This is a genomic window from Paraburkholderia strydomiana, assembly GCF_046030495.1.
Taxonomy (GTDB): Bacteria; Pseudomonadota; Gammaproteobacteria; order Burkholderiales; family Burkholderiaceae; genus Paraburkholderia; species Paraburkholderia strydomiana_A.
Map to the genome: position 1 here is coordinate 122983 of NZ_JAQQCJ010000009.1, position 25559 is coordinate 148541.

Here is a 25559-nt window from a genome sequence, read left to right on the forward strand (position 1 = left end):
GTCGCACGGCGTCACTTAGATTGCCGGAAACCGCGTCGAAGTGGTTAAATCGACTTCTGCGAGATATCGGCTGGACCGGTCTGTCTCGCGTCCAAGGCCTGCGCGCCGTAACAACACACTCATTTGCACAGGACCGTCTATGGCGTCAATCGATCTGGACTCGCCCACCGTCTCCGCCGGCGGCAATGCTTCGGCACAGGTGAAGCAGCGCGTCGCGGACGGCGTCGCGGGACTGAAATCGTACGGGCTGCTGTACGGTTCGTCACCGGTGATGCTGGATCTGTACGAGCAGATCGAGCGCGTCGCCAGCACCGACGCGACCGCGCTGATCATCGGCGAATCCGGCACCGGCAAGGAGCTGATCGCCCGCACGATTCACGATCAAAGCAGCCGCAAGGACGCCGCCTTCGTCGCCGTGAACTGCGGCGCGATTCCCGACGAACTCATCGAAGCCGAACTGTTCGGCCACGAAAAAGGCAGCTTCACCGGCGCGGTCCAAGGCCGCGTCGGCTACTTCGAACACGCGAACGGCGGCACGCTGTTCCTCGACGAAATCACCGAAATGGCGCCGGTGCGCCAGGTCAAACTGCTGCGCGCGCTCGAAACGGGCACCTTCTACCGGGTCGGCGGCACCGACCTGATCAGCGGCAACGTGCGCGTGATCGCCGCCACCAATCGCGACCCCGCGGTGGCCGTGAAGGAAAACGGCCTGCGCGAAGACCTGATGTACCGGCTCGCGGTGTTCCCGTTGCGCGCGCCGCCGTTGCGCGAGCGCGAAGGCGACCGCGAACTGCTCGCGCAACACTTCCTCGTGCAGCTGAATCAGCAGGAAGGCACGAGCAAGAGCTTCAGCAAACGGTCGATCGAAACGCTGCGCACGTGGTCGTGGCCCGGCAACGTGCGTGAGCTGAAGAACGCGGTGTACCGCGCGTTCATTCTCGCGGAGAAGACCGTCGAGCTGCCGCATCCGCATCTGGCGTCGCGGGTTAAAAAAGCCGTCACGCAGGGCGACGCGATGAGCGTGTGGATCGGTACGCCGCTCGCCGATGCGCAAAAGCAGATCATCCTCGGTACGCTCAAGTATTGCGGCGGCGACAAGCGGCGTGCGGCCAAAGCGCTCGGCGTGAGTCTGAAAACGCTGTACAACCGCCTGAGCGCCTACGGCGACGAAGGCGCGGAAGAAGAAGCCGAACAGTAAGCGCTTTGCAAGACACGCGCCTGCGCAATACAGAACCAACCAGCTTGCCTGGTGCTCACGCGATCCCTCGCGTGAGCACCTCCCCCCTATCCCAATAACGCGGATTCACCGGCGAAACGGCTCGCTTCGCATCGCTTCGTGCATCGCTTCGTGCATTGCTTCGTGCATTGCTTCGTGCATTGCTTCGCATTACCAAGCAAATCTTCGTTCTCTTCAACAGAAACCGGTTTGGTCCGCATCATGTTTTGCAATTTCTTGCACTTTGCCACTGCCAATTACAAAACGCATCCTGCAAAATGCGGCAGCGTATTGGAACGACGTGCCGTTCGTTCGCGTGCTCGCTTCACGCGTGAATGAATGGCACTTGCACGAGCAGAGACAGGGAAATGCAAAAAAACAGGGTGTGGGCGGGCAGGGCAAAAACAACGGCCAGATGCGCACGTCAGCGTGCAACGGCGCTTGTCGCATTCGCGCTCGTTGCGTCGTCGGCATTGAGCGGCTGTAGCTCGCTTTACTCCGAAGGCGCCGTGGCAGGCGCCGGTATCGCAGGCGCGGCGGTCGCGACGAAAGTCACCAGCAACGCGGCGGTCGCCACCGGCATCGGCCTCGGCGCAGTGGCCGCGGCCCGCGCCGGCGTGCAGTACTCGGAGCGCGTGGTCCATCGGAATACGCAGGACAGCATCGCCCGGGTGGCCGGCCCGCTCGAGGTCGGCGCGGTCGCGCCGTGGAGCGTGACCCACTCGTTCCCGATCGAAGACGACCAGCACGGTCGCGTTACTGTCAGCCGCGCGATCAGCACGGGCGCGCTCGACTGCAAGGAAATCGTCTTCTCCGTCGACGAGACCGCCACCAAAAACGTGCCCGCGAGCAGCGCGTTTTTTGTCGCGTCGGTCTGCCGTGACGGCGAGAACTGGAAATGGGCGTCGGCCGAACCCGCCACCGAACGCTGGGGCGCGCTGCAATGAAGACACTCTCGCTTCGCGTCTCGCGCGCGGCGGCTCGCACACGTGTCGCGCGATTGTCCGGCAACCGTCTGCGGCTGATCGCGGCCGGCGCGCTCTGCGTCGGCGCGAGCCTGCTGACGAGCGGATGTTCATCGGTCGGCGCCGCGAGCGGTGCGGCGGCGGGCGTTGCATCGGGCCTCGTGACCTCGAACCCGGCCGTTGCGATCGGCGTCGGTATCGCCGTGCAGGCCGCGACAGACGAAGTCGTCGGCCGCTACATGCGCAACATGCACAAGGACCAGCAGGACCTGATCGCCGCGTTGGCGGGCGCCATGCCGGTCGGCGAGACGCGGCCCTGGTCGGTCAAGCACACGCTGCCCATCGAGAACGGTCACGGCGAGGTGCGCGTGACGCGCGCGTTCGGTTCGGCGCTCGCGCTGTGCAAGGAGTTCGTGTTCTCGGTGAAGGACGGCGACGCGCCGAACGCGCCGCAAGCCTGGTTCACGGCGAGCGCCTGCCAGCAGGACAAAGGCTGGAAGTGGGCTTCGGCCGAACCGGCGGTCGCACGCTGGGGCAATCTGCAATAAAAAAAAGCGGCGGGTCTCCCCTGCCGCTTTTCGCTTAAGCCGTCTGTCCCGGCTAGCTAGCCAGCCCGGCTACGCCTCAAGACTCCACGTCTTCCAGACTGAAGATTTCTGTCTGGTCGTTGTACGAGAAGATCTCGCCATAACGGCCCCAGTTGATTACCGCGTCGAGCGTCTCTTCCGCCGCGCTATCCGACAGAAAATCCTCCAGCTCCTGCTCGAAGCGCACGCGCGGCGCGCGATGCCCCGGCCGTTCGTTCAACACCTTCTTGATCCGCGCGGCAAGCGGCACGTGCCGCAGCAGATGCTCGGCGAACATCATCTTGCGCTCCTGCGTGCCGAATTCGGAGAACACGCGCGCGGGCGGCGTCAGGAAAATATCGCCTTCGCGCACGTCGGCGAAACCGAGGTGCTGCAGCACTTCGGCCACCGGGAACAGATCATCCACCTCCAGATGCAGCGAGCGCGCGATTTCCGGCATGTCCGCGCGGCCGTGGTAGGGAGCTGCGGCCAGCGTCTCGATCAGACCGGCCATCAGGTTGGTCGACACATGCGGCAGCCAGCTATGCAGCTCGAGCCCCTTTCTGGTTTTTTCGTCGGTCTGACGCGCGGTCATCTTCGCGTAGATCTCGTCGACCAGACGCCGGAACGCCGGGTCCAGCCGGTTGCGCGGATGCTTGAACGGCACCTTGATCTCGGCGATCACGCGCCCCGGATTCGACGACAGCACCAGAATCCGGTCGCACATGAACACCGCTTCCTCGATGTTGTGCGTGACGATCAGCACCGCCTTGATCGGCATACGGCCTTGCGTCCACAGATCGAGCAGGTCGGTACGCAGCGTTTCGGCGGTCAGCACGTCGAGCGCGGAGAACGGCTCGTCCATCAGCAGCAGCGTGGGGTCGACCACCAGCGCGCGCGCAAAGCCGACGCGCTGCCGCATGCCGCCCGACAACTCGCGCGGATACGCGTTTTCGAAACCGTCCAGACCGATCAGGTCGATCGCGGCCAACGCGCGCGTGCGCCGCTCTGCGGCGCCGACGCCTTGCGCTTCGAGACCCGCCTCAACGTTTTGCAGCACGGTCAGCCACGGGAACAGCGCGAAAGTCTGAAACACCATCGCGACACCCCTGGCGGGGCCGTCGAGCGGCTTGCCCATATAGGTGACTTCGCCGTCGGTCGGCTCGATCAGACCGGCGATGATACGCAGCAGCGTCGACTTGCCCGAGCCCGAGCGGCCCAGCAAACCGACGATCTCACCTTCGCGCAACGACAGGTTCGCGTCGTCGAGCACGAGCAGTTCGCCCTGCGACTTGTTGAAACCACGGCACACGTCCTTGACGCGCAGGATCTCTTCGCCGAGGCGCGGCGGCTTCGGCGGCGTCTGGATCGGCGCGGCGGTCATAGCAGCTTTAGGATTTTGCATCGCGTTATGCCTTCATATCTCAATCGAGCCGGAGCTTGGCTTCGGCGTAGGCGTACATCGGACGCCACAGCAGGCGGTTGAACAGGGTGACGAACAGGGACATCACGGCGATGCCCACGATGATCTTCGGATAGTCGCCCGCCGCGGTGGTCTGCGCGATGTACGCGCCCAACCCGTGAGCGGCCACCTTCGTATCGCCCCACTGGACGAATTCGGCCACGATGCTCGCGTTCCACGCGCCGCCCGACGCGGTGATCGCACCGGTCACGTAGTACGGGAAGATGCCCGGCAGCATCGCCTGGCGCCACCACTGCCAGCCGCGGATGTGGAAATTCTTGGCCGCCTCGCGGTAGTCGTTCGGATAGGAGCTTGCACCGGCAATCACGTTGAAAAGGATATACCACTGCGTGCCGAGCACGATCAGCGGCGACAGCCAGATGTCCGGATTCAGATGGAACCGCACGATCACGATCACGAACACCGGGAACAGCAGGTTGGCCGGGAACGCGGCGAGGAACTGCGCGAGCGGCTGGATCTTTTCCGCCAGCGCCGGGCGCAGGCCGATCAGCACGCCGACCGGCACCCAGATCACCGAGGCGATCGCGATCAGCACCACCACGCGCAACAGCGTGATGAGCCCGAGCACGAGCACGTGCCCCATCTCGTCGAGCGTCACGCCGGTGCGCACATAGAGGAACACGCGGTACACCACGTACACCGTGACGACCAGCACCAGCGCGGCCCACAGCATGTCGCCGAGCTTCGAACTCTTCTCGCGCTGCGGAATCTGGAAGCGCGGCGCGCTGAACGCCGGCAGCTGGAAGCGCACCCGCGCGGCCTTCGCGAACATCCAGCCGACCGGCACCAGCAGGCGGTGAATCAGGCGCGTGCGGCGAATCAGGTCGAGCAGCCAGGACTCCGGCGCGTCGCCCGAGCTGGTGGTTTCCATGCGGAACTTGTCGGCCCACGCGACGAGCGGACGGAACAGGAACTGGTCGTACGCGAGGATCACGACCGTCATCGCGAGGATCACCCAGCCGATCGCATGCAGGTTCTTCTCCGAGATCGCCTGTGCCAGGAACGCGCCGATGCCCGGCAGCGTGATCGTGTTGTTGCCGACCGTAATCGCCTCGGAGGCGACGACGAAGAACCATCCGCCCGACATCGACATCATCATGTTCCAGATGAGGCCCGGCATCGAGAACGGCACTTCGAGCTTCCAGAAGCGCTGCCACGAGGTCAGATGAAAACCGCGCGACACTTCGTCCAGATCGCGCGGCACCGTGCGCAGCGACTGATAGAAGCTGAACGTCATGTTCCACGCCTGGCTCGTGAAGATCGCGAAGATCGCCGCGAGTTCGGCGCCGAGCACGCGGCCCGGAAACAGCGCGAGGAAGAACGTGACCGTAAACGAAATGTAGCCAAGCACTGGCACCGACTGCAGGATGTCCAGAATCGGCACCAGCACGAGGCCGGCGCGGCGGCTCTTGGCCGCGAGCGTGCCGTAGACCAGCGTGAAGATCAGCGAGGCGACCATCGCCGCGAGCATGCGCAGCGTGGTGCGCATCGCGTACTCAGGCAGGTTCGCCGGATCGAGCGAGATCGCCTGGGTCTTGAGCGTCGACATCGGCGCAAGCGTTTCGTGAAAGCCGATCGCCGCCATCGCGATGATGCAGATGATCAGCGGAAAGGCGACGAAGTCCCAGCGATTGGGCAACACCCGCCATGCCGACGCATTGGCGGTGCGCTTCAGGTTGAAACTGAAATCCATCAGATGCCCTCCCCTTCGATGCAGGCACTGGTTCGCTCGAAGGAGGCCGCGGCTTCGGCGCGGCGGTCTGAAGATCGGTCCGGAAAGCGGAAATCATGCATGGCAAAACGCGTGTGCGCGGTAAATCGTTAGCGTTGGAGACACGTGGGCCGGTTCACGGACGTGTCATGGACGAGCCCGTCCATGACTACCCGATCACGCCGGACTCCTGTCGCCGCAGGCGCCGCCCGAAGGCTGGCGAGCTTTCCTTGTTTTGGACGGCACGACACTACACCATCCTATGTTTCAGGCACAACCTTTCACGGCAAATCGTGATAAATCGCCACCGGAGCCCGCCACACCGGCCTTGGCCGGCATCGCCGCCACTTTGCCGCGAGCCGTCGATCGTGGCGCGTGAACCACATCGCGGGTCATCGCAGCAGCGCCGGTCCGGCGCGACAAACCATCCAGAGAAGACCCGCGCAGCCATCAAGGATCCGGCTCATGTGCCGTTAAGAACCCGACGGCCTTCGCTCATGCACTTCGCATTCCCGCAATAACGGTGGCGTCTGGCCCCATGCCGGTTAAAATCAGGACATGACGCGCATGTCTGTCAGCGCGCGGTTTATCCCGGGCCGCAGCGGCGGCGGCGCGGCAGCCGCTTCCTAAGGGTCGACACAGCGCCTGCGCGCTGCCACGAATGAGCTAGTTGCATGTCACAGCCAGACGGATCAGAGGGTCGATGAACAGGACAACCTTGCGCCAGGTAACCGGACCGGTCAGCTTCGTGCTGATCGTACTGGTTTGCTGGTTCGTGGCCGGTATGGTCGCGGACCGGATGGTACAGCAAGAGCTGGACGCGGCGCTGCGCGCGCAGCGGCAAATGTCCGCATCGATCGTCGACAACATGGCCGAGGTAATTGCCAGCGACCTCGCCATGTCCCGCGCCATCCCCGCAACCATGGCCGAAATGGACGTGGTCCAGCGCGCCCTGGTGCAATCACAGAATTATGCCGCGAACAGCGAGGCGGCGGAACCCGCCCTGCGCGCCGCGCTGCTAAAAGATACGCGAATGACTACGGTCAGCCGCTTCCTGCACGACGCGCAAGGTTTCTCCGGGCTCGACCAGATCTGGCTCGTGAACGCCAACGGCATCTGCGTGGCGTCGAGCAACTCGATCGACAACCCGCTCGCGGCGGAGCACTCGTTCGTCGGCGTCGACATGCGCATGCGCGGCTATCTGACGAGCGCGCTGCTCGGCGCGTTCTCGGAAGCCTATGGCGTCGGCCGCACGAGCGGCGAGCCGGGCATCTTCATCGCCGCGCCGGTTTATGCGGAGGGGCTGCTGGTCGGGGCGGTCGTCGCCAAAGTGGGGATTGCGCGGCTGCGCCACTGGGTTGCGCACGCGGGCACCTTCGTCGCCGACGACAACGGCGTCATCATCATGGCGCACAACAGCGAGCTCGAAGGCCACACGCTGCCGAACTCGCGCGTCACGCAGATGAGCCCCGCCGAGCGCAGGCTCGTCTACCACCGCGAAACGTTCCCCGGCATGCAGATTCGCATCGACGCCCAGGTGCGCGAGCAGGCGCCGTGGGTGCCCGCGGCGGTCGCCGGCCAGTTGTTCGGCATGAGCGAGCAGCGGATGCCGGCGCTGTATCAGGACCGTGTCGGCCTGAATTCGGGACTCTCCGCGCACCTGGTCGACCCGCTCGCGGCCTGGCCGGAATTGCTGCGCAATCATAAGCGCGACCATCTGCTGGTGTTTCTGACGCTGGCCGGCACGGTCGCGCTAGCGTGGGTGATCACCGTGTCCTATGTGCGCGAGCGGCGCCACCATCGCGCCACGCGCGACCTCGCCGAGCAGTTGCAGGCGGCCAATACGCTGCTCTCGGCCGAAGCGCGCCACGACGTGCTGACCGGCGCGCTGTCGCGGCGCTACTTCCTCGATCTGCTGCGCCACGAGATCGAACGCGCGCATGCGAACAACGAGCCGCTGTGCATGGCGATCGCCGACCTCGATCACTTCAAGCAGATCAACGACCGCTTCGGCCATGCCGCCGGCGACCGCGCGCTCGAACATTTCGTCGACACCTGCCGCGCCGAGCTGCGCGGCGCCGACGCAATCGGCCGGCTCGGCGGCGAAGAGTTCGGCCTTCTGCTGCCGGCCACTGGCCTCGCCAGCGGCCGCGACGTCGTGGAACGCTTGCGCCTGCGTCTGAAAGCGGTGCCCTCGCCGAAGCTGCCGCCGTCGGTGGGCTTGAGCGTGAGCATCGGCATCACCGAACTCTCGCCGGACGATCTGCCCGAGCGCCTCATGAGTCGTGCCGACACCGCGCTCTATGCCGCGAAAACGGGCGGCCGCGACCGCACCGAAGCGCTGCCGCCCGACGACACCGCACCGCCAGCACGCACGGTGGCGAACGTCTGGTAAAGCGCCCGCTGGTGCCCTCTGCGCACCTTTCCCCCTGCGGCTCCCGCGCGCCGATGCGTGCGTCAACCGATATCGCGCAAGCGCGCAGCGCGGGGCTTTCCGTCACGAAGCAGGTATGATCGACCCTGACATCGAGGTTGACGCTACCGCTTTAACGGGAGATTCGCATGAAGGGAAATTTGATCATCGTCTGTCGCGATCAGGATGCTGACGCGTTCGATCATCTGCTGGCTGAATACGGCGCGTTCCAGACGCGTCTGTCGTCTACCGCGTGGTATCTCAAGCTGGCCGTGGCGCCGGAGCTGATTCAGGAAGAGATTCTCGCGCGTCTCGGCAAATACACGACGCACTACATTTTCGAAGCCGAAACGGTGACGTGGAACACGGTGGACAGCGACGCGGCGAATGCGTTGAACACGCTGTTCTCGGACTAAAACACCGCATTATCGCCATGCCTCCGAACCTTGCGTCCGGAGTTCATCAAATCGACTATCGACACGGTGCAGACGCATCGCGTCCGCACCGCCTGGCACCTACCAGACAATTACCACGCGCTTTCTGAAGCCGCAGCCACCCGCGACAACACCTCGAACGGAAAGCTCATCAAGACCCGCAAACCGCGGCCGCCGTGGTTGCCGATCTCCCACTCCCCGCCCGCACGCCGCACCAGCCGCTCGACAATCGCGAGCCCGAGTCCGCTATGGCCGTTGCCGCCGCGCGCCGGGTCGAGCCGCACGAACGGCCGGCTCGCGTTGATCAGATCCTGCGCGGCGATGCCGCTGCCGTTGTCGCTTACCGACAGCGTGAAGCCTTGCGCCGTGCGCGCCGTGGCGACGGTGATCGGCGGCGCGCCGTATGCGTGCGCGTTGTCGAGCAGGTTCGACAGGATCCGGTCGAGCGTGGCGGCGGGCAGCAGAAACGCCGGCCCAGCGTTCAGCTCGGTCAGCACGCTGGGCGCACCAGCGGCCACCGCGCGATAGCTGCGCACGACCCGCTCGCACTGCGCGTCCACTTCGACGGCTTCGCTGCGATCGGCGCCGTCGTGCGCGAACACCAGAAACTGTTCGACGATATGCGTCATCGAATCGACGTCGCGCACCACGCCGTCGCGCATCTTCACCTCGTCCATCATTTCAGCGCGCAGCCGCAAACGCGCGAGCGGCGTTTTCAGATCGTGCGCGACGCCGGCCAGCATTACCGCGCGGTCGTTCTCGGTGCGCGCCACTTCCTGAACCATCTGGTTGAAGCCGTGCGTCAGTTGCCGCAATTCGCGCGGACCGCGCTCCGGCACCGGCGGCACCGGCAGGCCGCGGCCGAAGCGCGCCACCGCCTGGGCTAGCGAGCGCAGCGGCTGTTGCAACGCCCAGGCGGCGAACAGCGCCGCCATCACCGCGAACGAAAAGATGATGACCAGCCACAGGACCGTACGGTCGAGCGAGCGCGGCATGCGCAATGGCTGCATCGGCACGACGATCCAGCTGTGATCGTTGGCCGCGCGCACCCAGAGCGTGGGCGGACGGCCCGGCATGCCGACCCGCACCTGGGTGTCGGAAGGCATGCGCTCGCGCACGTCCTCGACGAAACGCTCCAGTGGCGGCGGCATTTCCGTGTTGTCGGGCGGCACGTCCGGGCTCGCCGGATCGACGAGTTTGACGCGCGAGGGCAACGGCTGATCCGGCGTACGGGCGACGTGCTGGCGCACCGCGTCGACGAGGAAGGTGGCTTCCTCGACCGCGTAGCGCGTTTGCAGTTGCGAGCGTTCGAGCCGCATCAGCGCGTACCACGCGAAGTGCGACAACAACAGCACCGCGACGACTAGCAGCGCGAGCCGCCCGAACAGCGAATCAATGGGCCGGCGCATGTTGCTCGCCGTCGGGCACGAACACGTAGCCGCGTCCGCGCACGGTCTGGATGAAGCGCGGCGTGGAAGGGTCGGTTTCGAGGATGCGGCGCAGACGCCACACCTGCACGTCGATGCCGCGGTCGGTGCCGTCGTATTCCGGACCGTGCAGCAGTTCGAGCAGGCGCTCGCGCGTGAGCGTGCGCATGGGGTGATTCACGAAGATCTTCAGCAATGCGAACTCGCTGCCCGACAGCGTGAGCGGCTTGCCTTCCAGATGCAGCGTGCGCGACTGGAAGTCGAGCGTGAAGCGGCCGAAGTTGAATGGCTCGCGTTGCTCCGGCGCCGCCGCCGACGGCAACGTGCGACGCCGCCGCAGCACCGCCTGCACGCGCGCGAGCAACTCGCGCGGGTTGAACGGCTTGCCGAGGTAGTCGTCCGCGCCGAGCTCCAGGCCGACGATCCGGTCGACGTCGTCCGCGCGCGCCGTGAGCATGATCACCGGAATGTCGTCACCCGACGCGCGCAGCTTGCGCAATGCCGTGAGTCCGTCGACACCGGGCATCATCAGATCCAGCACGATGAGATCGGGACGTTCGCGTTCGAGCCTGCGCTCGAGCGAGCCCGCGTCGTGCAGCACCGACACTTCGATGCCCTGGCGGGCCAGATAGTCGCGCAGCAGGTCGCGCAATTCGACGTCGTCGTCGACAACAAGTATTTGAGTAGCCATGGAATGAAGTTTAACGCTCAGCACGAAGGGTTTTCGTTAACCGATGCCCCTCAAGGGTTACCGGGTGTTACCGTGAAAGGCGCACGTAATGGTCCGTAATAGCGGCATCAAGCCACGTAACACAGCGATCGGCGCGCTTCTCTACGCTGTGCCTTACCGAATGCAGGCAGTCCACATGACCGGTTGCATCGTCGGCTATTCCATTACAAGGAGCCTTATATGTCCACCAAAAAGATGTCGCGCGTTCTCGCCGTTGCCGCCACCGCCCTCGCCATCGGCACGGGTGCCGCCTTTGCCGCACAACCCGCCACGCCTGGCGGCCACGGTGGTCCCGGCGGCTGGCATGGACACTTCATGAAGCAGCTGACGCAACTGCACGACCAGTTGAAACTGAACGCGGATCAGGAAAAGCAATGGCAAACCGCGCTCGACACAATGAAGCAGGGCCACGAAGCGATGCGTGCCAATCATGAGCAGATCAAGAGCCAGTTCAAGGCTGCGCAGCAACAGCCGATCCTGGATCTGAACGCGATGGCCGCCGCGCATCAGCAAGTCGAGCAGAAGGATGCGCAACTGCGTCAGCAAACCACCGACGCATGGCTCAAGTTCTATAACGGCTTGAACGATCAGCAGAAAACGACCGTCAGCACGGCGCTGAAGCAGCGCTTCGCGAAGATGGAATCGCGCCACGAGAAGATGCGTGAGCGTTGGGAGAACCACAAGGGCACGGCGTCGGCGCCGGCCGCGAATCAGTAAGCGGCGCGAGCGAGCAGCAAGGCGGGCCGGTGCGGCCGTCCTGTTCCTGTCGATGCAAACAGAAACGCCACGGAAAACATCCGTGGCGTTTTTGCGTGGTGCTGCCGGCTTCTGTTTTGCGAAGGCGGGCTCGTTGCACTGTCATCTAGCACCGCAACGAAGACCCGTCGAACGATCCTTCAATCAGGCGTTCAGTTCAGCTCAGTTCAGTTCAGTTGACCGAGATCAAACAACAACACTTCGGCGTCTTCGCCCTTGTCGAGCGTCACCGTATCGGTTTCGCTGAGCTTCGCGGCATCGCCCGCCTTGAGCGCCTGGCCGTTCACCGTCAGCGCACCGCGCGCCACGTGCACGTACGCAAGACGCCCCTTCGGCAACGCAAACGTGGCCGATTCCGCACCGTCGATCAAACCCGCATAGATCGATGCGTCCGCGTGAATCGTCACCGAGCCGTCACGGCCATCGGGCGACGCGACCACACGCAGACGGCCGCGCTTGTCGGCGGCGTCGAAACGCTTTTCCTCATAGCCGGGCTGGTCGCCCGCGCGCTTCGGAATCACCCAGATCTGCAACAGATGCGCGGGCTCGTCCTGCGATGCGTTGAACTCGCTGTGCTGCACGCCGGTGCCCGCACTCATGCGCTGCACGTCGCCGGGGCGGATGGTCGAGCCGTTGCCCATGCTGTCGCGATGGGCAAGCGCGCCCTCGAGCACGTACGTGACGATCTCCATGTCGCGATGGCCGTGCGTGCCGAAGCCCTCGCCGCCGGCGATGCGGTCTTCGTTGATCACGCGCAGCGGGCCGAAATGCACGTGCTGCGGGTCGCGATAGTCGGCAAACGAGAAGCTGTGATACGAGTCGAGCCAGCCGTGGTTGGCGTGGCCGCGTTCTTCGGAACGGCGAATCTCGATCATGGAAATACTCCCGGTAAGTAAATAGCGATGACGAGAATGTAGGGGCAGCGCGGCCTCCAAACAATCCGGCGCGAGTGCACCGGATCGTTCCATAAATCCATGCAATCAGGCCAGGCATGGCGGCAAACGCTCGGGCTAAGACTACGATCGCCCACGCGCCGCCCTCGCCGCGAGACCACGAGAAGCCACGAGAAGCCACGAAGCCCAAAAACCACGCCAGACCGGCAAACCAGGCGCGAGTCCCATGCGCAAGCCGACGCACGACCGACGCAAAGCCACATCCACGCAGGGGCAAATCCAGGCAGCGCACAAACCCGCGCAAAACCAGCTTAAGCGAAAAGGCCGCGCCACCGGCACGCTTACCGCAACCGGGGAAGCCGCGCCTCAGCGTCGCGCACGCACAACGCCAACAGCGGCCAGTTAACCGTCATCGGCGTTCCGGCCTGACGCCTCGCCTCTGTTCGGGTAAAATACCGCGCTTTTCAAGATGCGTGGGCGCCCTAGTGCGCCAGCGGACCCGGCATGGTCGGCTGCGAGGCGCTCGCAGCAGGCCTCAGGTCCGCGCCGGGTTTCCTCGACGCATCGAAAAGCCGCCCGCCGGAGCGCAGCAGCATCCCGCGCGGCGCAACAATTTTGACCGCCTAGAATAGCGACGGCCAGCCCAGCGCCGGCGGTCGCCGGGTCACCCCACGACGATCAGTTTGATCCAGGAGAAACATGAAGAAGTTCGCACTGTGCGTGGCGCTTGCGCTCATGGCCACCGGCGCGATGGCGAAAGAGTGGGAGACCGTGCGCATCGGCGTGGACGCCAGCTACCCGCCGTTCGAATCGAAGGCGCCGAGCGGTGAGGTCGTCGGCTTCGACGTCGATCTGACCCGCGCGCTGTGCACGAAGATGAACGTGAAGTGCGTCTGGGTCGAACAGGATCTCGACGGCATCATTCCCGCACTGAAGGCCCGCAAGTTCGACGCGATCGTGTCGTCGCTGACCGTCACGGACAAGCGCCGCGAACAGATCGACTTCTCCGACAAGCTGTTCGACGCCCCCGCCCGCATGATCGCCAAGGCCGGCTCGCCGCTCGTGCCCACGGTCGAATCGCTGAAGGGTAAGCGCGTCGGCGTCGAGCAGGGTTCGACCCAGGAAGCCTATGCCAAGGTCTGGTGGGAGCCCAAGGGCGTGATCGTGGTGCCTTACCAGAATCAGGATCAGGTGTACGCCGATCTCGGCTCGGGCCGTCTCGACGCCGCACTGCAGGACGAAATCCAGGCCGACGCCGGCTTCCTGAAGACGCCGCGCGGCAAAGGCTTCGGCTGGGCCGGCCCGGCGGTGCAGGATCCGAAGACGATCGGCGACGGCACGGCCATCGGCCTGCGCAAGAGCGACGCCAATCTGAAGGCGATGTTCAACAAGGCACTGGCGCAGGCCCACCAGGACGGCACGTTCAAGAAGCTCGAAAAGCAGTACTTCGACTTCGACATCTACCCGGGGCATTAAGCCGGGGCGCCGGGCCGGTTGCCGCGCAAGCGGCCCGCAGCAGGTGGCAGCAGCACAACAGGCAGCACGCAGCATCCACGAGACTCGGGGCTCGCCCGCATGGGCTTTCCCGGGGCTTCGTACTAGAGTCGGGAAGTCAGTCAGTCGGCAGTAGATTCAAACAGTTTCGAGACAAGTTTCCCAACAAGCGCGCTGCAAGGCCGGCAACGTCCATGCAGTCATGATTTGCACAGCGGTGCGCTGTGCGCCGCAGGTCACAGCGAGTATCCGGCTCGCGGCAAACGCGGCGCAGAGCTGGCCGCGTCTTTCGCGGTGCGTCGCAAACGCATCGTCAAGGACCCCATATGTTCCTTCAAGGCTACGGCCCGCTGCTTCTCAACGGCACCTGGCAAACCGTCAAACTGGCGGTGTTGTCGCTGGTGTTCGCCTTCGTGCTGGGCCTGCTCGGCGCGGCGGCGAAACTGTCGAAGAACCGCTTCTCCTACGGAGTCGGCACGGTGTACACGACGCTCGTGCGCGGCGTGCCCGACCTCGTGCTGATGCTGCTGCTGTTCTACAGCATCCAGATCTGGCTGAACGACCTGACCGACGTGCTCGGCTGGGACCAGATCGACATCGATCCGTTCGTGGCCGGCGTCGCGGTGCTCGGCTTCATCTACGGTGCGTACTTCACGGAGACCTTCCGCGGCGCGTTTCTGGCGGTGCCGCGCGGCCAGCTGGAAGCGGGCTCGGCCTACGGCATGACGAGCTGGCAGGTCTTCACGCGCGTGATGTTCCCGCAGATGATGCGCTTCGCGCTGCCCGGCATCGGCAATAACTGGCAGGTGATGGTCAAGGCCACCGCGCTCGTGTCGATCATCGGTCTCGCGGACGTCGTCAAGGCTTCGCAGGATGCCGGCAAGGGCACGCTGCGCTTCTTCTTCTTCACTTTGCTCGCAGGGGCGATCTACCTCGCCATCACCACCGTGTCCAACTTCGTGCTGATGTACCTCGAAAAGCGCTACTCGACCGGCGTGCGAAAGGCGGATCTATGATCGCGATCATCCAGGAATACTGGCGCAACTATCTCTTCACCGACGGCTACCGTTTCACCGGCCTCGCGATCACGTTGTGGCTGCTGGTGGTGTCGATCGGTCTGGGCTTCTGTTTGTCGATTCCGCTCGCGGTCGCGCGGGTGTCGAAGAAGAAATGGCTCGCCGGCCTCGTGTGGCTGTACACGTATATCTTTCGCGGCACGCCGCTCTACGTGCAGCTGCTGCTCTGCTACACCGGCCTGTACAGCCTCGAAATCATCCGCAATAACGAGCTGACCAACGCATTCTTCCGCGACGGCATGCATTGCACGCTGCTCGCCTTCACGCTGAACACCTGCGCGTACACCACCGAGATTTTCGCCGGCGCGATCAAGGCGACGCCGTATGGCGAGATCGAAGCGGCGCGCGCGTACGGGATGTCGTCGTTCACGCTGTACCGGCGCGTGATTCTGCCGTCGGCGCTGCGCCGCGCGCTGCCCTATTACAGCAACGAAGTGATTCTGATGCTGCACGCCACCACGGTCGCCTTCACCGCGACGGTGCCGGACATCCTCAAGATCGCCCGCGACGTGAACTCCGCGACGTATCAATCGTTCAACGCGTTCGGTATCGCCGCGCTGCTCTATCTATGTATTTCTTTCGCGCTCGTGTGGCTGTTCCGCCGCGCCGAGCGCCGCTGGCTCGCTTACCTGCGGCCGCAAGGCAAGTAAAACCGGGCACCACCGTGCCCCTGGCAAGTAAGCTCGTCAAGGATCCTGATGAACACCAAGAAGCAAAAGCTCTTCGTCGACGAGCTTCACAAGCAGTACGGCGATAACGAAGTTCTCAAAGGCGTGTCGCTGAAGGCCAACGCCGGCGACGTGATCAGCGTGATCGGCTCGTCCGGCTCGGGCAAGAGCACGATGCTCCGCTGCATCAACTTTCTCGAACAGCCGAACTCGGGGCGCATCTTCGTCGACGGCGAGGAAGTGCGCACGCAGATCGGCAAGGCCGGCGCGCTGCGCGTGTCGGACCCGAAGCAGCTGCAGCGCGTACGCACCAAGCTGTCGATGGTGTTCCAGCACTTCAACCTGTGGTCGCACATGAACGTGCTCGAGAACATCATCGAGGCGCCGGTCAACGTGCTGGGGTTAAAGCGCAAGGAAGCCGAAGAGCGCGCCCGCGAATATCTGGAGAAGGTCGGCCTCGCGCCGCGTCTGGAAAAGCAATATCCTTCGCATCTGTCGGGCGGCCAGCAGCAGCGTGTCGCGATTGCGCGCGCACTGGCGATGCATCCCGACGTCATGCTCTTCGACGAACCGACCTCGGCACTCGACCCCGAACTGGTCGGCGAAGTGCTGAAGGTCATGCAGAAGCTCGCCGAAGAAGGCCGCACGATGATCGTCGTCACGCATGAGATGGGATTCGCGCGCAACGTGTCGAATCACGTGATGTTTCTGCATCAGGGCCGCGTCGAAGAAGAAGGCCACCCCGACGAGGTATTCAAAAACACGAAAAGCGAACGGCTCAAACAGTTCCTTTCCGGAAGTCTCAAATAATGACCACTCGAAGCCCGATATTTGGGCTTTAACCGCATTGACATTACAAGGCGCTTACGAGCGCCTTTTTTACTTATCTCCGCGCATTTTTGCCGCAAGGGCCGCGAAACCCGCTTCGCGCGGGCCTCCCTCCTCGCCAGACCGCCCTACTCTGCCACTTTGAAAGCGTCAATAGTGGCAATCCTTAATCTTGCCCCCGCCGAACCGTGATTCCCTTACCAGATAAGGGTTTGCACGCTTTTCCAGGCCGCTGCAACGAGTCATTGCACACATTCTTATTGCAATTTGGAGACACCACCAAATGCCGGTACTAATTTCTTCTCCCACTCCAGGGTATTTTTGATAAATTAGTAACCAAAGTAGCAAAACAAAGTTGATTAAAAGTAGTTTCACTTCAAAGCACAGAGGAGAACCGGTCGGCGAGGGATCGGCATGACGAGCAGATAGCCCGAAGGCTACACGTCACGGCAGGAGACCCAATCCACCCGCTAATCTCCCTGGTACCACCGATTTCTGTTCGGCACGGCTCGTGTCCGAACACCATTCGCAGTACTGGGTTTCATTTTTTGACAGGGTATGGAGGAGAAGATGAAGAAAGCTTTGCTCGCCGCTGCGCTGATGTCGGCCGGGGTTGTCGCTCACGCTCAAAGCAGCGTCACGCTGTATGGCCGCCTTGATGCGGGCATCGAATACATGTCGGGTGTTCCGACCGGTGCCAACGCCAATGGCGCGGCCAATGGCAACACGAACCGCTGGAAAGCTGAAAGCGGCGACTGGGGTACCAGCCTGTGGGGCTTGAAGGGCGTTGAGGACATCGGTGGCGGCAACAAGGTCCTGTTCCAATTGGAAGGCTCGTTCAACACGATGACGGGCGCGGGTCCTGGCGGCGGCGGTCTCTTCAATCGTTGGGCAACGATCGGTTTGTCGAACGACCAGTACGGTACGTTCACGATGGGCCGCATGCTCTTCATCTCGAACGGCGTGTGGGACTTCGACCCGTTCGGTCAATCGAACTGGTCGTCGGCATCGCTGGTGCGTGGCCGCAACTGGCCGCAATCGAGCAACAACTTCGCGTACCAGTCGCCGAAGATCGCAGGCTTTGACTTCTACGGTCAATACGCTCTGTCGAACGCAACGGGCTGGAACGGCAACGGCACGACCGCACAAGGTCGCGAAGCCGGCGCACAAGTCACGTACACGAACTCGCTGTTCCAGATCCGCGGTATTTACGACGAAATCCGCAACCCGACCAACGGCGGTCTGTGGGGCGGCGCAGTCGCCAACAATGGCATCAATACGGCTAATACGAATAACGGCGTGTTCGCGGCATCGCGTGAATACTCGGCGCTCGTGAACGTTTTCCTCGGCCAGTTCAAGATTCAGGCGGCTTACCAGGCTGTCCGTTCGGCAGGTGCAACCGGCGTGCTGCCGGGCCAGCCGACCACGCTCGATCATGAATGGGGCGGTGTGACGTGGCAAGCAACGCCGGCTGCAGCGCTGATTGCAGCGGTCTACCACGTGAACGGCAACAATGGCGCAGGCAATGCGACGATCTACACGGTCGGCGGCTCGTACAACCTGTCCAAGCGCACGCTGCTGGATCTGCAGGTGGCAACGGTGCAGAACAGCCGTGCGGCCAACTTTGGTCTGAACGCGAACAACGCAGGTTACGCCGCTTCGACGGACAACCCGCTGCAAGGTCGCGCGCAATCCGGCGTGTACGCAGGTATTCAACACTCGTTCTAAGCGAACGAAGCGCCCCGAAGGAATTTCCTGCGGGGCGCGTTCAAGAGTTCTTCAAGAGAATCTTTTTCACGCTGCTGCGAGAGGCGCGTATCGGTGCAATATCCGCAAGGGTATTGCACCGTTTTTTATTTGTGCGCGCGGTTTTGCCGTGGTCCAGACGCACCGGCTCGGTGCGTGCGTGGATCAGAGAGGGCAAGACCAGCGTTTGCTACGTTGTGCTTCGATATGCGATTTTGCGAAGCCGAACGCCTGCTTCAGACCGCCGCTTCGTTTTCTTCGCCGGTGCGGATACGGATCACGCGCTCCACGTCCGCGACGAAAATCTTGCCGTCGCCGATCTTGCCGGTGCGCGCCGCGCCGATGATTGCGTCGATGACCTGGTCGCACTGATTGTCCGCGACCACCACTTCGATCTTCACCTTCGGCAGAAAGTCGACCACGTACTCTGCACCACGATAGAGCTCGGTATGGCCCTTCTGCCGGCCGAAGCCCTTGACCTCGGTCACGGTCAGCCCCGTGAGGCCGACTTCAGCGAGCGCCTCGCGCACTTCGTCGAGTTTGAACGGTTTGATGACTGCAGTGATGCGCTTCATGGCGGACCTCGTCTCGTGACTGGAAGAGTGAAAGGGAAATGGATGATTTTTATTCTACGCCGCGCCGGATGCATTGCGGCATTCCGGCGCGTGCTTCGGGTTGGCTTCGAGTGCGGCAGCAGTGCTGCGCCGCGTCTCACTCCACCGGCTCGGTGTAGCGTGAGGTGATCGGATAGCGCCAGTCGCGGCCGAACGCGCGATGCGTGACGCGAATGCCGATCGGCGCCTGACGGCGTTTGTACTCGTTGATCTTGATCAGGCGCGTGACGCGTTTCACGTCGTCGGCGGCATAGCCCGCGGCGATGATTTCACCGAGCGAGCGGTCCTCTTCCATGTACATGCGCATGATCGCGTCGAGCACTTCGTATTCGGGCAGGCTGTCCTGATCGGTCTGGTTTTCGCGCAGTTCCGCCGACGGCGCGCGCGTGAGAATCCGTTCGGGAATCACATCGCGCTTTTCGAACGTCGTGGCTTCGTTGCGATAACGGCACAAGCGGTACACGAGCGTCTTGGCAATATCCTTGATGACCGCGAAGCCGCCCGCCATGTCGCCGTACAACGTACAGTAACCGACCGCCATCTCGCTCTTGTTGCCGGTGGTCAGCACGATCGAGCCGAACTTGTTCGACAGCGCCATCAGCAAGGTGCCGCGAATGCGCGCCTGAATGTTCTCTTCGGTGGCGTCTTCGGCGCGGCCCGCGAATTCCTGCGCGAGCGAACCGCGGAACGCGTCGAACATCGGGGCAATCGCGATTTCGTCGTAGCGCACGCCGACGCGGCGCGCCATCTCGGCGGCGTCGGTGGTGGAGATGTCGGCGGTATAGCGTGACGGCATCATCACCGCGCGCACCCGGTCCGCGCCGAGCGCGTCGCATGCGACGGCCAGCACCAGCGCCGAATCCACGCCGCCCGACAGGCCGATCAACGCGCCAGGGAAACCGTTCTTGTTGATGTAGTCGCGCACGCCCATCACGAGCGCCGCATACACCTGCGCTTCCAGCGACTGCTCCGCGGCGATCGCGCCCGGCAACGGCACACCGTTGTCGAATTCGACGATCGCGGTCGCTTCCTCGAACTGCGCCATCTTCGCGATCAACCCGCCTTGCGCGTCGAGCACGAACGAACCGCCGTCGAACACGAGCTCGTCCTGCGCGCCGACCATGTTCAGGTAGACCATCGGCAGGCCGGTTTCGCGAATCCGCGCACGTAGGATGTCGAAGCGCACCGCTTCCTTGTTCAGGTGATACGGCGAGCCGTTCGGAATCAGCAGCACTTGCGCGCCTGCCGCCTTCGCCATTTGCGCGGCCGATGCATGCCACGCGTCTTCGCAGATCACCACGCCGTACTTCACGCCGTCGAGGTCGAACACGAACGGCTGCGGGTCAGAGGCGAAGTAGCGCTTCTCGTCGAACACCTCGGTGTTGGGCAAATCCTGCTTGCGGTAGGTGCCCTTCACTTCGCCATCGACGATCAGCGACGCCGCGTTGAACGTATCGACCGGCGGCACGCCGCGCTCGATCGGCGCGTTTGCATTACCATGGCCGTGCGCTGCGTCGCGTGAAGGATGACCGACGATCACATGCAAGCCGCTGAACGGTTTGAGTTGCACAGCGAGGTCGGCCAACGCCGCCGCGCTCGCGGTATAAAACGCGGGACGCAGCAGCAGATCTTCGGGCGGATAGCCGGAGAGCGCGAGTTCAGGCGCGATCAGCAGCTTCGCACCATCGTTGTGCGCCGCGCGTGCGGCGGCTACGATCTTCGCGACGTTGCCGGCGAAATCGCCGACAGTGACATTGATTTGAGCAAGAGCGATTCGGGTCTTCATGGCAGGATCGACAGGCAAGCCGGGTGGCTTGCGAGTACCGCGGCTGGTTGGCTCGACGGAACGGACAAATCGGATAAACAAACGACGCGGTCATCACGACACCGCGCCGCTCATTGGGAACAGTCACACAGATTGAACCAGGAACGCTTCGATTATCGCACGGGCATTCTGGCGTCGCCCTCCGAGGTGGACGCCGCCGAATGGAATGCCCTCCTCGCGCAACAGGCGCAACCCACGCCGTTTCTGCGGCACGAGTTTCTGAGCGCGCTGCATGCGACCCAATGCGCGGTCGCCGATACCGGCTGGGCGCCGCAATTCGTCACGCTCACCGACGCGCGCACGGGCAAGCTCGCGGCGGCCGCGCCGGTGTATCTGAAGGGGCACTCTTACGGCGAATATGTGTTCGATTGGGCATGGGCCGATGCATATAAGCGCAACGGCTTGCCGTATTACCCGAAGCTGCTGTGCGCGGTGCCGTTCACGCCGGTGCAGGGCAACCGCTTGCTTTCGACGGATGCTCACGCGTTGCGGCATCTCGCAGCCACGCTGATGGCGTTCGCGGAGCAAGCCGACGTGTCGTCGCTGCACGTGCTCTTTCCCACCGAAACCGAAGCAAACGCGCTCACCGGCATGGGCATGATGCAGCGTGAAGGCGTGCAGTTTCATTGGCTCAACGACGGCTATCGCGACTTCGACGATTTCCTCTCGACGCTCGAACAGAAGAAGCGCAAGAACATTCGCGCCGAGCGTCGCAAGGTGCACGACGCCGGCGTGACGATGCGGCGGATTCGCGGCGAGGACATGCAGGATGCGGACTGGCGTTTCTTCAGCAAGTGTTATCGGCAGACGTACCGTGAACACTTTTCGAGTCCGTATCTAAACCTCGATTTCTTCCGCATGATCGGCGCGACGATGCCGGAGAATCTGCTGCTCGTCATCGCTGAATACGAAGGCAAGCCGATTGCCAGTTCGCTCGTGGTGTATCAGCGCGATGAGAAAACCGGCGGCACCTTGTATGGCCGCTACTGGGGCGCGCTGGAACATGTGCCCTGTCTGCACTTCGAAACCGCGTACTACCAGCCGCTCGAATTCTGCATCGAGGAGAAGCTCGGCGCGTTCGAAGGCGGCGCGCAAGGCGAGCACAAGATGGCGCGCGGTTTTCTGCCGACGGTGACGCGTTCCGCGCATTGGCTCGCGCATCCGGCCTTCGCCGATGCGGTCGGCCATTTTCTCGACAACGAAAAGAACAGCATCCACGCCTACGTGGACGAGCTGCGCGAACACAATCCGTTCAAAGGGTAAAGCGCGTTTATGGCGTGGTTTCTTTATCTGCTCGAATGCTCGGACGGCAGCGTCTATACCGGCATCGCCGTCGATGTGCAGGCGCGTTTCGACAAGCACATGAGCGGCATGGGCGCACGTTATACGCGCTCGCGCAAACCGGTGCGGGTGCTGGCGTCGTTCGAACTCGCGGACCGGTCGAGCGCGTCGCGGGCGGAGTATTGGGTCAAGCGCTTGTCGGCGGTCGATAAGCGCGCGCTGGCGGCGGGGTTGCGGACGATTGAATCGGTGGTGCCGGCGGCCGAGCCCGAACCGGTTGTCGTTGAAGAGGATCAGGAGGAACGTGGCGCCGCGTGACTCACCCGCCTCCCCACTACCCCCTCGCCTCCCGCATCCTCTCGGTCAACAACCGCTGCATCCGCGCCAGCTCGCCCACCGCATCGGCCTCCAGCGACGTCAACGTGTCCCGCGCGGGAAGCTCATGCCGAACCGGCCGCAAGGTCCGGTTTAACGCCGCGTCGATATCGGCGCTCACCTGCGCAACCCATTCGCCGAGTCCATCGTGCCGGTCGCGCCGGTTCGTACTCAGACGCAACTGCGTCGCGGTCCCGGCCATCCGGCGCAACAGGCTGAGCACCGTCAGCGTCACCGTATCGACCAGCGAGTCTTCGAGTTTTTCGAGGCGAATCCGTCCGATCGCTTCTTCGGCGTTATTGCTGCCGAGACCGGCCGCGCGGCGCAAACGCTCCATGTCCTTCGCGCTGCGATGTGGCGACTCCAGCGCGGCACGCAGATACGCCACGTTCGCACGCACCGCATCGCTCAGATAAGCACGGTAGTCGGCCTTCTCGCGCGTCGGCCACAGATAGAAAGTCGCGAGCAGCGCGAGCACGCAGCCGAGCACGTTGTTGCCGAGCCGCGTGAGCGCGAACGAAAATTCGTTGGCGCCCGGCGTCGCGAAGTCGGCGACGAGCACGAAGGTCGGCGTGAGGAACAGTACGAAGATGCTATAGCTGACGGGCCGTAGCGCCATCGTCGCCATCACCAGCGGGAAAACCGCGAGCGAAATGCCGAGCGGCGAATGAATCACGTAGCCGATCCCCGCCGCCAGCACCCCGCCGACGATGCTGCCCGCCGCGCGCTCGATGCTGCGCGGCCAGGTCGCGGAAATCGACGGTTGCAGGATCAGCAGCGTCGCCATCGTGGCCCAGTAGCCGAACGGCAGCCCGAGCGCGCGAATCACCAGAAAGCCCGCCGTGGTTGTCACGCCGACGCGCGCCGCGTGCCGCAAGCCGACCGACTCGCTCGACAGATTCGCCTTGAGCGTCGCCCACGTGCGCGCCGCGAAACGGGCCGCGCTGTCGCTCCACGATTCGGGCTGGGCATAGCGCGGCGCGAAATCGACCAGCTCGAAATCGGACTGCAGCTTCACGGGTTCCATCAACGCACTTTCGAGGCGCGTCGCGAGACGGCGCAAGCGCTGCTGCAAATCTGCGATCCGGTCCCAACGCGCGTCGCTGGTCGCGGCGGCGATCGCACGCAGTACTTCGCCGAGCGCGCTCAGGAGGCGCGTCGCGCGCTTCGCGCGCCAGGCATCGTCGGGGACTTTCTCGCTCGCGCCGGACACGGCGATCAGATACGCGAACAGCGCTTCGCCATCGGTCAGCAAGCCGAGCAGCGTGTCGTAGACCTGCCGGCCGTTCGTGCGCGACGCGGGCACCTTCGCCAGCGCCTCGCGTGAGCGCTCCAGCGCGGCGCGCGCATCGGCGCGGAATTTCGCGGCATGCGTGGCCCATTCGCGCGGCGGTGCGCGATGCTCCAGCAAACGCGCGCTGTCCAATGCGATGTCGGCGAGCCGCAGATACACCGCGCGCAGCGTCGAGCGGCTCGCGCCGAACGGATGAATGCGCCACACGCTCAAACTCAGCGCGACGGCAAACAGGCAGCCCACCAGATACACGCCGAGAAACGCGAGACCGGCGCGCACGTCGTGCATGGGCCGATCCACCATCACCACGCAGGCGGTGGCCGCGAGAATCGTCACCTGTGAAGTGGCCGCGCCCCAGATGCGGCCGAACGCGCCGAGCGTCGTGAACACGAGCACCGCGAGCGCCGCGAAGCCCGCCCCAGCGCCGGAGGCAAATGAGGTGAGGCCGCCGCACAACGTCGAGAGCAACGCGAAGCCCATCATCGATGCAAAGCGCGCTCGGTTGGAACCGGCGGCATCGGCGAGACAGGTCCAGAACGCGCCGATCGCGGCCCACGCGAAAATCGGATCGTGCAACAGGTTGCCCACCGCGAGCATCGCCGTGGAAGCGCACGCCGCCCTCAGCCCTTCCGACAGACTGGCCTCGCTCGTCGCGAACGACACCATCCAGACCGGCCGCTTGCGATAAATCGTCGTGACGAGCGCATACAGGCGGCTCGACCAGCGTGACGACGTCGATGGGTGGGGCTTGCGGTTCATCATCCGGGCGGTGGTTCCTGAAAACGCGTCTTGGGGTGTTGCGGTTCACGCTACGTCGCGCGCTGATCCAGCCGATGGCTTGCGGCGATGATAAGGGTTTACACCTAAATATAAAAATGCCTTCGCTTCATCCGCATGATGCGCTGCGTCTATGCGCGCAGCCCACAGCCTACGCAGAGTGGCGGCCCATGCCTGTCGCCCGGCAAGCGACGCTTGGCAACGCGCAAGAAAAAACCGCGCGGCCCTTGCGGACTCGCGCGGTTTTTTTGAACAGCAGCCGGCCAATCAACCGGCATCCAGCACGCTTACTTCCCGAAGTTAGCGACGCCTTCGCTGATTTCCTTATGCGCGGCTTCGATGCCCGCCCAACCCTCGACCTTCACCCACTTGCCCTTCTCCAGCGCCTTGTATTGCTCGAAGAAGTGCTTGATCTGGTCTTTCAGGTAAGCCGGGACGTCGTCGATCGACTTGAGGTCGGCGGTCATCGGGCAGACCTTGTCGTGCGCGACGGCGACCAGCTTCGCGTCCACGCCCGACTCGTCGGTCATCTGCAGCATGCCGAGCGCACGTGCGCGCACGACCGACCCAGCCAGCAGCGGGAACGGCGTGATGACGAGCACGTCGACCGGGTCGCCATCGCCCGACAGCGTTTGCGGGATGTAACCGTAGTTCGCCGGATAGCGCATGCCGGTGCCGATGAAACGGTCGACGTGAAGCAGGCCCGTTTCCTTGTCGGCTTCGTACTTCACCGGATCGCTTTGCGCCGGGATTTCGATGATGACGTTGAAATCGTGCGGAAGGTCTTTGCCTGCGGGGACGTGATTGAAGCTCATGAGCGCTCTCTGATCAGGATGGAAGTCGGGACACGGCGTGCGGCGCGCTGGCTCGAGTTTGCAGGACCTGCGTGAATCTCGTGTGGACCTTGCGTCGAGCGTCATTGCGCACCGGACAGTGCGGAATGCGCCATTATAGCCGCTCGGCCGTTGGCACCTGGCCCGGGATCGG

At 63.7% G+C, this 25559-nt stretch carries 22 protein-coding genes; 13 read left to right on the forward strand and 9 right to left on the reverse strand.

Translation table 11 applies throughout. The features are described from left to right. Positions 1-139 precede the first annotated feature (139 nt). The 3 genes from PQQ53_RS14285 to PQQ53_RS14295 all read left to right on the forward strand — a co-directional run bounded on the left by PQQ53_RS14285 (position 140) and on the right by PQQ53_RS14295 (position 2729). A complete protein-coding gene (locus tag PQQ53_RS14285; RefSeq protein WP_408324552.1) occupies positions 140-1198 on the forward strand; it encodes a sigma-54 interaction domain-containing protein in 1059 nt (352 codons plus the stop codon). A 386-nt stretch (positions 1199-1584) separates the two neighbouring features. After that, positions 1585-2163, forward strand: coding sequence for a hypothetical protein (locus tag PQQ53_RS14290; protein ID WP_168665059.1), 579 nt, complete (start codon positions 1585-1587; stop codon positions 2161-2163). Next, positions 2160-2729: a hypothetical protein gene (locus PQQ53_RS14295; protein ID WP_408141628.1), complete on the forward strand. Its 570-nt coding sequence runs from the start codon at positions 2160-2162 to the stop codon at positions 2727-2729. Before PQQ53_RS14290 ends, PQQ53_RS14295 begins: the two co-directional genes overlap by 4 nt. Before the next feature lie 76 nt (positions 2730-2805). Here the strand turns inward: PQQ53_RS14295 and PQQ53_RS14300 are convergent, their stop codons facing one another. Together PQQ53_RS14300 and PQQ53_RS14305 are read right to left on the reverse strand one after the other, a co-directional pair. Next, positions 2806-4152: an ABC transporter ATP-binding protein gene (locus PQQ53_RS14300; protein WP_408152853.1), complete on the reverse strand. Its 1347-nt coding sequence runs from the start codon at positions 4150-4152 to the stop codon at positions 2806-2808. Between the two features lie 19 nt (positions 4153-4171). Next, positions 4172-5923: an ABC transporter permease gene (locus PQQ53_RS14305; RefSeq protein ID WP_408141626.1), complete on the reverse strand. Its 1752-nt coding sequence runs from the start codon at positions 5921-5923 to the stop codon at positions 4172-4174. A gap of 721 nt (positions 5924-6644) precedes the next feature. Here PQQ53_RS14305 and PQQ53_RS14310 point away from each other — a divergent pair. Beyond that, complete coding sequence (locus PQQ53_RS14310) at positions 6645-8336, forward strand: sensor domain-containing diguanylate cyclase (protein WP_408141625.1); 1692 nt, start codon at positions 6645-6647, stop codon at positions 8334-8336. Between the two features lie 167 nt (positions 8337-8503). Then, positions 8504-8770 (forward strand): hypothetical protein, encoded by a 267-nt coding sequence (locus tag PQQ53_RS14315; RefSeq protein ID WP_168665067.1) that lies wholly within the window; start codon positions 8504-8506, stop codon positions 8768-8770. 110 nt (positions 8771-8880) lie between these two features. On the opposite strand, the gene PQQ53_RS14320 is transcribed toward PQQ53_RS14315, so the two are convergent. After that, entirely contained in the window at positions 8881-10197 is a 1317-nt protein-coding gene (locus tag PQQ53_RS14320; RefSeq protein WP_408141624.1) for an ATP-binding protein, read from the reverse strand. Continuing rightward, positions 10181-10906, reverse strand: coding sequence for a response regulator (locus PQQ53_RS14325; RefSeq protein WP_408141623.1), 726 nt, complete (start codon positions 10904-10906; stop codon positions 10181-10183). The genes PQQ53_RS14320 and PQQ53_RS14325 overlap by 17 nt, the downstream gene beginning before the upstream one ends. Positions 10907-11125: 219 nt before the next feature. Between PQQ53_RS14325 and PQQ53_RS14330 the strand changes: the two genes are divergently transcribed. Next, the gene (locus tag PQQ53_RS14330) at positions 11126-11662 is read left to right on the forward strand and encodes a Spy/CpxP family protein refolding chaperone (protein WP_408152854.1); all 537 of its coding nucleotides are present in this window, start codon (positions 11126-11128) and stop codon (positions 11660-11662) included. Between the two features lie 206 nt (positions 11663-11868). Here PQQ53_RS14330 and PQQ53_RS14335 read toward each other — a convergent pair whose 3' ends face one another. Then, positions 11869-12576 carry a pirin family protein gene (locus tag PQQ53_RS14335; protein ID WP_408141621.1) on the reverse strand — a complete coding sequence of 236 codons (708 nt, stop codon included), beginning with the start codon at positions 12574-12576 and terminating at the stop codon, positions 11869-11871. A gap of 717 nt (positions 12577-13293) precedes the next feature. Between PQQ53_RS14335 and PQQ53_RS14340 the strand changes: the two genes are divergently transcribed. The 5 genes from PQQ53_RS14340 to PQQ53_RS14360 all read left to right on the forward strand — a co-directional run bounded on the left by PQQ53_RS14340 (position 13294) and on the right by PQQ53_RS14360 (position 18388). Then, positions 13294-14070, forward strand: a complete 777-nt coding sequence (locus PQQ53_RS14340) for an ABC transporter substrate-binding protein (RefSeq protein WP_408324553.1) — start codon at positions 13294-13296, stop codon at positions 14068-14070. 344 nt (positions 14071-14414) lie between these two features. Then, the gene (locus PQQ53_RS14345; protein WP_408141619.1) at positions 14415-15104 is read left to right on the forward strand and encodes an ABC transporter permease; all 690 of its coding nucleotides are present in this window, start codon (positions 14415-14417) and stop codon (positions 15102-15104) included. Further along, complete coding sequence (locus PQQ53_RS14350) at positions 15101-15814, forward strand: ABC transporter permease (protein WP_121316851.1); 714 nt, start codon at positions 15101-15103, stop codon at positions 15812-15814. Before PQQ53_RS14345 ends, PQQ53_RS14350 begins: the two co-directional genes overlap by 4 nt. Before the next feature lie 48 nt (positions 15815-15862). After that, positions 15863-16642, forward strand: a complete 780-nt coding sequence (locus tag PQQ53_RS14355; protein WP_408324554.1) for an ABC transporter ATP-binding protein — start codon at positions 15863-15865, stop codon at positions 16640-16642. Between the two features lie 588 nt (positions 16643-17230). After that, entirely contained in the window at positions 17231-18388 is a 1158-nt protein-coding gene (locus PQQ53_RS14360) for a porin (protein ID WP_408324555.1), read from the forward strand. A 254-nt stretch (positions 18389-18642) separates the two neighbouring features. Here the strand turns inward: PQQ53_RS14360 and glnK are convergent, their stop codons facing one another. Further along, positions 18643-18981, reverse strand: coding sequence for a P-II family nitrogen regulator (glnK, locus tag PQQ53_RS14365; RefSeq protein WP_006048444.1), 339 nt, complete (start codon positions 18979-18981; stop codon positions 18643-18645). Positions 18982-19117: 136 nt separating this feature from the next. Then, positions 19118-20806, reverse strand: a complete 1689-nt coding sequence (locus tag PQQ53_RS14370; protein ID WP_408141616.1) for an NAD+ synthase — start codon at positions 20804-20806, stop codon at positions 19118-19120. Between the two features lie 132 nt (positions 20807-20938). On the opposite strand from PQQ53_RS14370, the gene PQQ53_RS14375 reads away from it, so the two are divergent. Continuing rightward, a complete protein-coding gene (locus PQQ53_RS14375; protein WP_408324557.1) occupies positions 20939-22108 on the forward strand; it encodes a GNAT family N-acetyltransferase in 1170 nt (389 codons plus the stop codon). A 9-nt stretch (positions 22109-22117) separates the two neighbouring features. Next, positions 22118-22444: a GIY-YIG nuclease family protein gene (locus PQQ53_RS14380; protein ID WP_408141614.1), complete on the forward strand. Its 327-nt coding sequence runs from the start codon at positions 22118-22120 to the stop codon at positions 22442-22444. 16 nt (positions 22445-22460) lie between these two features. Here the strand turns inward: PQQ53_RS14380 and PQQ53_RS14385 are convergent, their stop codons facing one another. After that, positions 22461-24557, reverse strand: coding sequence for an FUSC family protein (locus PQQ53_RS14385; RefSeq protein ID WP_408324558.1), 2097 nt, complete (start codon positions 24555-24557; stop codon positions 22461-22463). Between the two features lie 302 nt (positions 24558-24859). Beyond that, on the reverse strand, positions 24860-25387 hold the full coding sequence (gene ppa / locus PQQ53_RS14390) for an inorganic diphosphatase (protein ID WP_408141612.1): 528 nt from the start codon (positions 25385-25387) through the stop codon (positions 24860-24862). Positions 25388-25559: the final 172 nt, after the last annotated feature.

What these genes read in the sequence shown, in the direction of transcription:
- PQQ53_RS14285 (WP_408324552.1), top strand. Translation starts at nt 140, where the DNA reads ATGGCGTCAATCGATCTGGACTCGCCCACCGTCTCCGCCGGCGGCAAT.
- PQQ53_RS14290 (WP_168665059.1), top strand. Translation starts at nt 1,585, where the DNA reads ATGCAAAAAAACAGGGTGTGGGCGGGCAGGGCAAAAACAACGGCCAGA.
- PQQ53_RS14295 (WP_408141628.1), top strand. Translation starts at nt 2,160, where the DNA reads ATGAAGACACTCTCGCTTCGCGTCTCGCGCGCGGCGGCTCGCACACGT.
- PQQ53_RS14300 (WP_408152853.1), bottom strand. Translation starts at nt 4,152, where the DNA reads ATGCAAAATCCTAAAGCTGCTATGACCGCCGCGCCGATCCAGACGCCG.
- PQQ53_RS14305 (WP_408141626.1), bottom strand. Translation starts at nt 5,923, where the DNA reads ATGGATTTCAGTTTCAACCTGAAGCGCACCGCCAATGCGTCGGCATGG.
- PQQ53_RS14310 (WP_408141625.1), top strand. Translation starts at nt 6,645, where the DNA reads ATGAACAGGACAACCTTGCGCCAGGTAACCGGACCGGTCAGCTTCGTG.
- PQQ53_RS14315 (WP_168665067.1), top strand. Translation starts at nt 8,504, where the DNA reads ATGAAGGGAAATTTGATCATCGTCTGTCGCGATCAGGATGCTGACGCG.
- PQQ53_RS14320 (WP_408141624.1), bottom strand. Translation starts at nt 10,197, where the DNA reads ATGCGCCGGCCCATTGATTCGCTGTTCGGGCGGCTCGCGCTGCTAGTC.
- PQQ53_RS14325 (WP_408141623.1), bottom strand. Translation starts at nt 10,906, where the DNA reads ATGGCTACTCAAATACTTGTTGTCGACGACGACGTCGAATTGCGCGAC.
- PQQ53_RS14330 (WP_408152854.1), top strand. Translation starts at nt 11,126, where the DNA reads ATGTCCACCAAAAAGATGTCGCGCGTTCTCGCCGTTGCCGCCACCGCC.
- PQQ53_RS14335 (WP_408141621.1), bottom strand. Translation starts at nt 12,576, where the DNA reads ATGATCGAGATTCGCCGTTCCGAAGAACGCGGCCACGCCAACCACGGC.
- PQQ53_RS14340 (WP_408324553.1), top strand. Translation starts at nt 13,294, where the DNA reads ATGAAGAAGTTCGCACTGTGCGTGGCGCTTGCGCTCATGGCCACCGGC.
- PQQ53_RS14345 (WP_408141619.1), top strand. Translation starts at nt 14,415, where the DNA reads ATGTTCCTTCAAGGCTACGGCCCGCTGCTTCTCAACGGCACCTGGCAA.
- PQQ53_RS14350 (WP_121316851.1), top strand. Translation starts at nt 15,101, where the DNA reads ATGATCGCGATCATCCAGGAATACTGGCGCAACTATCTCTTCACCGAC.
- PQQ53_RS14355 (WP_408324554.1), top strand. Translation starts at nt 15,863, where the DNA reads ATGAACACCAAGAAGCAAAAGCTCTTCGTCGACGAGCTTCACAAGCAG.
- PQQ53_RS14360 (WP_408324555.1), top strand. Translation starts at nt 17,231, where the DNA reads ATGAAGAAAGCTTTGCTCGCCGCTGCGCTGATGTCGGCCGGGGTTGTC.
- glnK (WP_006048444.1), bottom strand. Translation starts at nt 18,981, where the DNA reads ATGAAGCGCATCACTGCAGTCATCAAACCGTTCAAACTCGACGAAGTG.
- PQQ53_RS14370 (WP_408141616.1), bottom strand. Translation starts at nt 20,806, where the DNA reads ATGAAGACCCGAATCGCTCTTGCTCAAATCAATGTCACTGTCGGCGAT.
- PQQ53_RS14380 (WP_408141614.1), top strand. Translation starts at nt 22,118, where the DNA reads ATGGCGTGGTTTCTTTATCTGCTCGAATGCTCGGACGGCAGCGTCTAT.
- PQQ53_RS14385 (WP_408324558.1), bottom strand. Translation starts at nt 24,557, where the DNA reads ATGATGAACCGCAAGCCCCACCCATCGACGTCGTCACGCTGGTCGAGC.
- ppa (WP_408141612.1), bottom strand. Translation starts at nt 25,387, where the DNA reads ATGAGCTTCAATCACGTCCCCGCAGGCAAAGACCTTCCGCACGATTTC.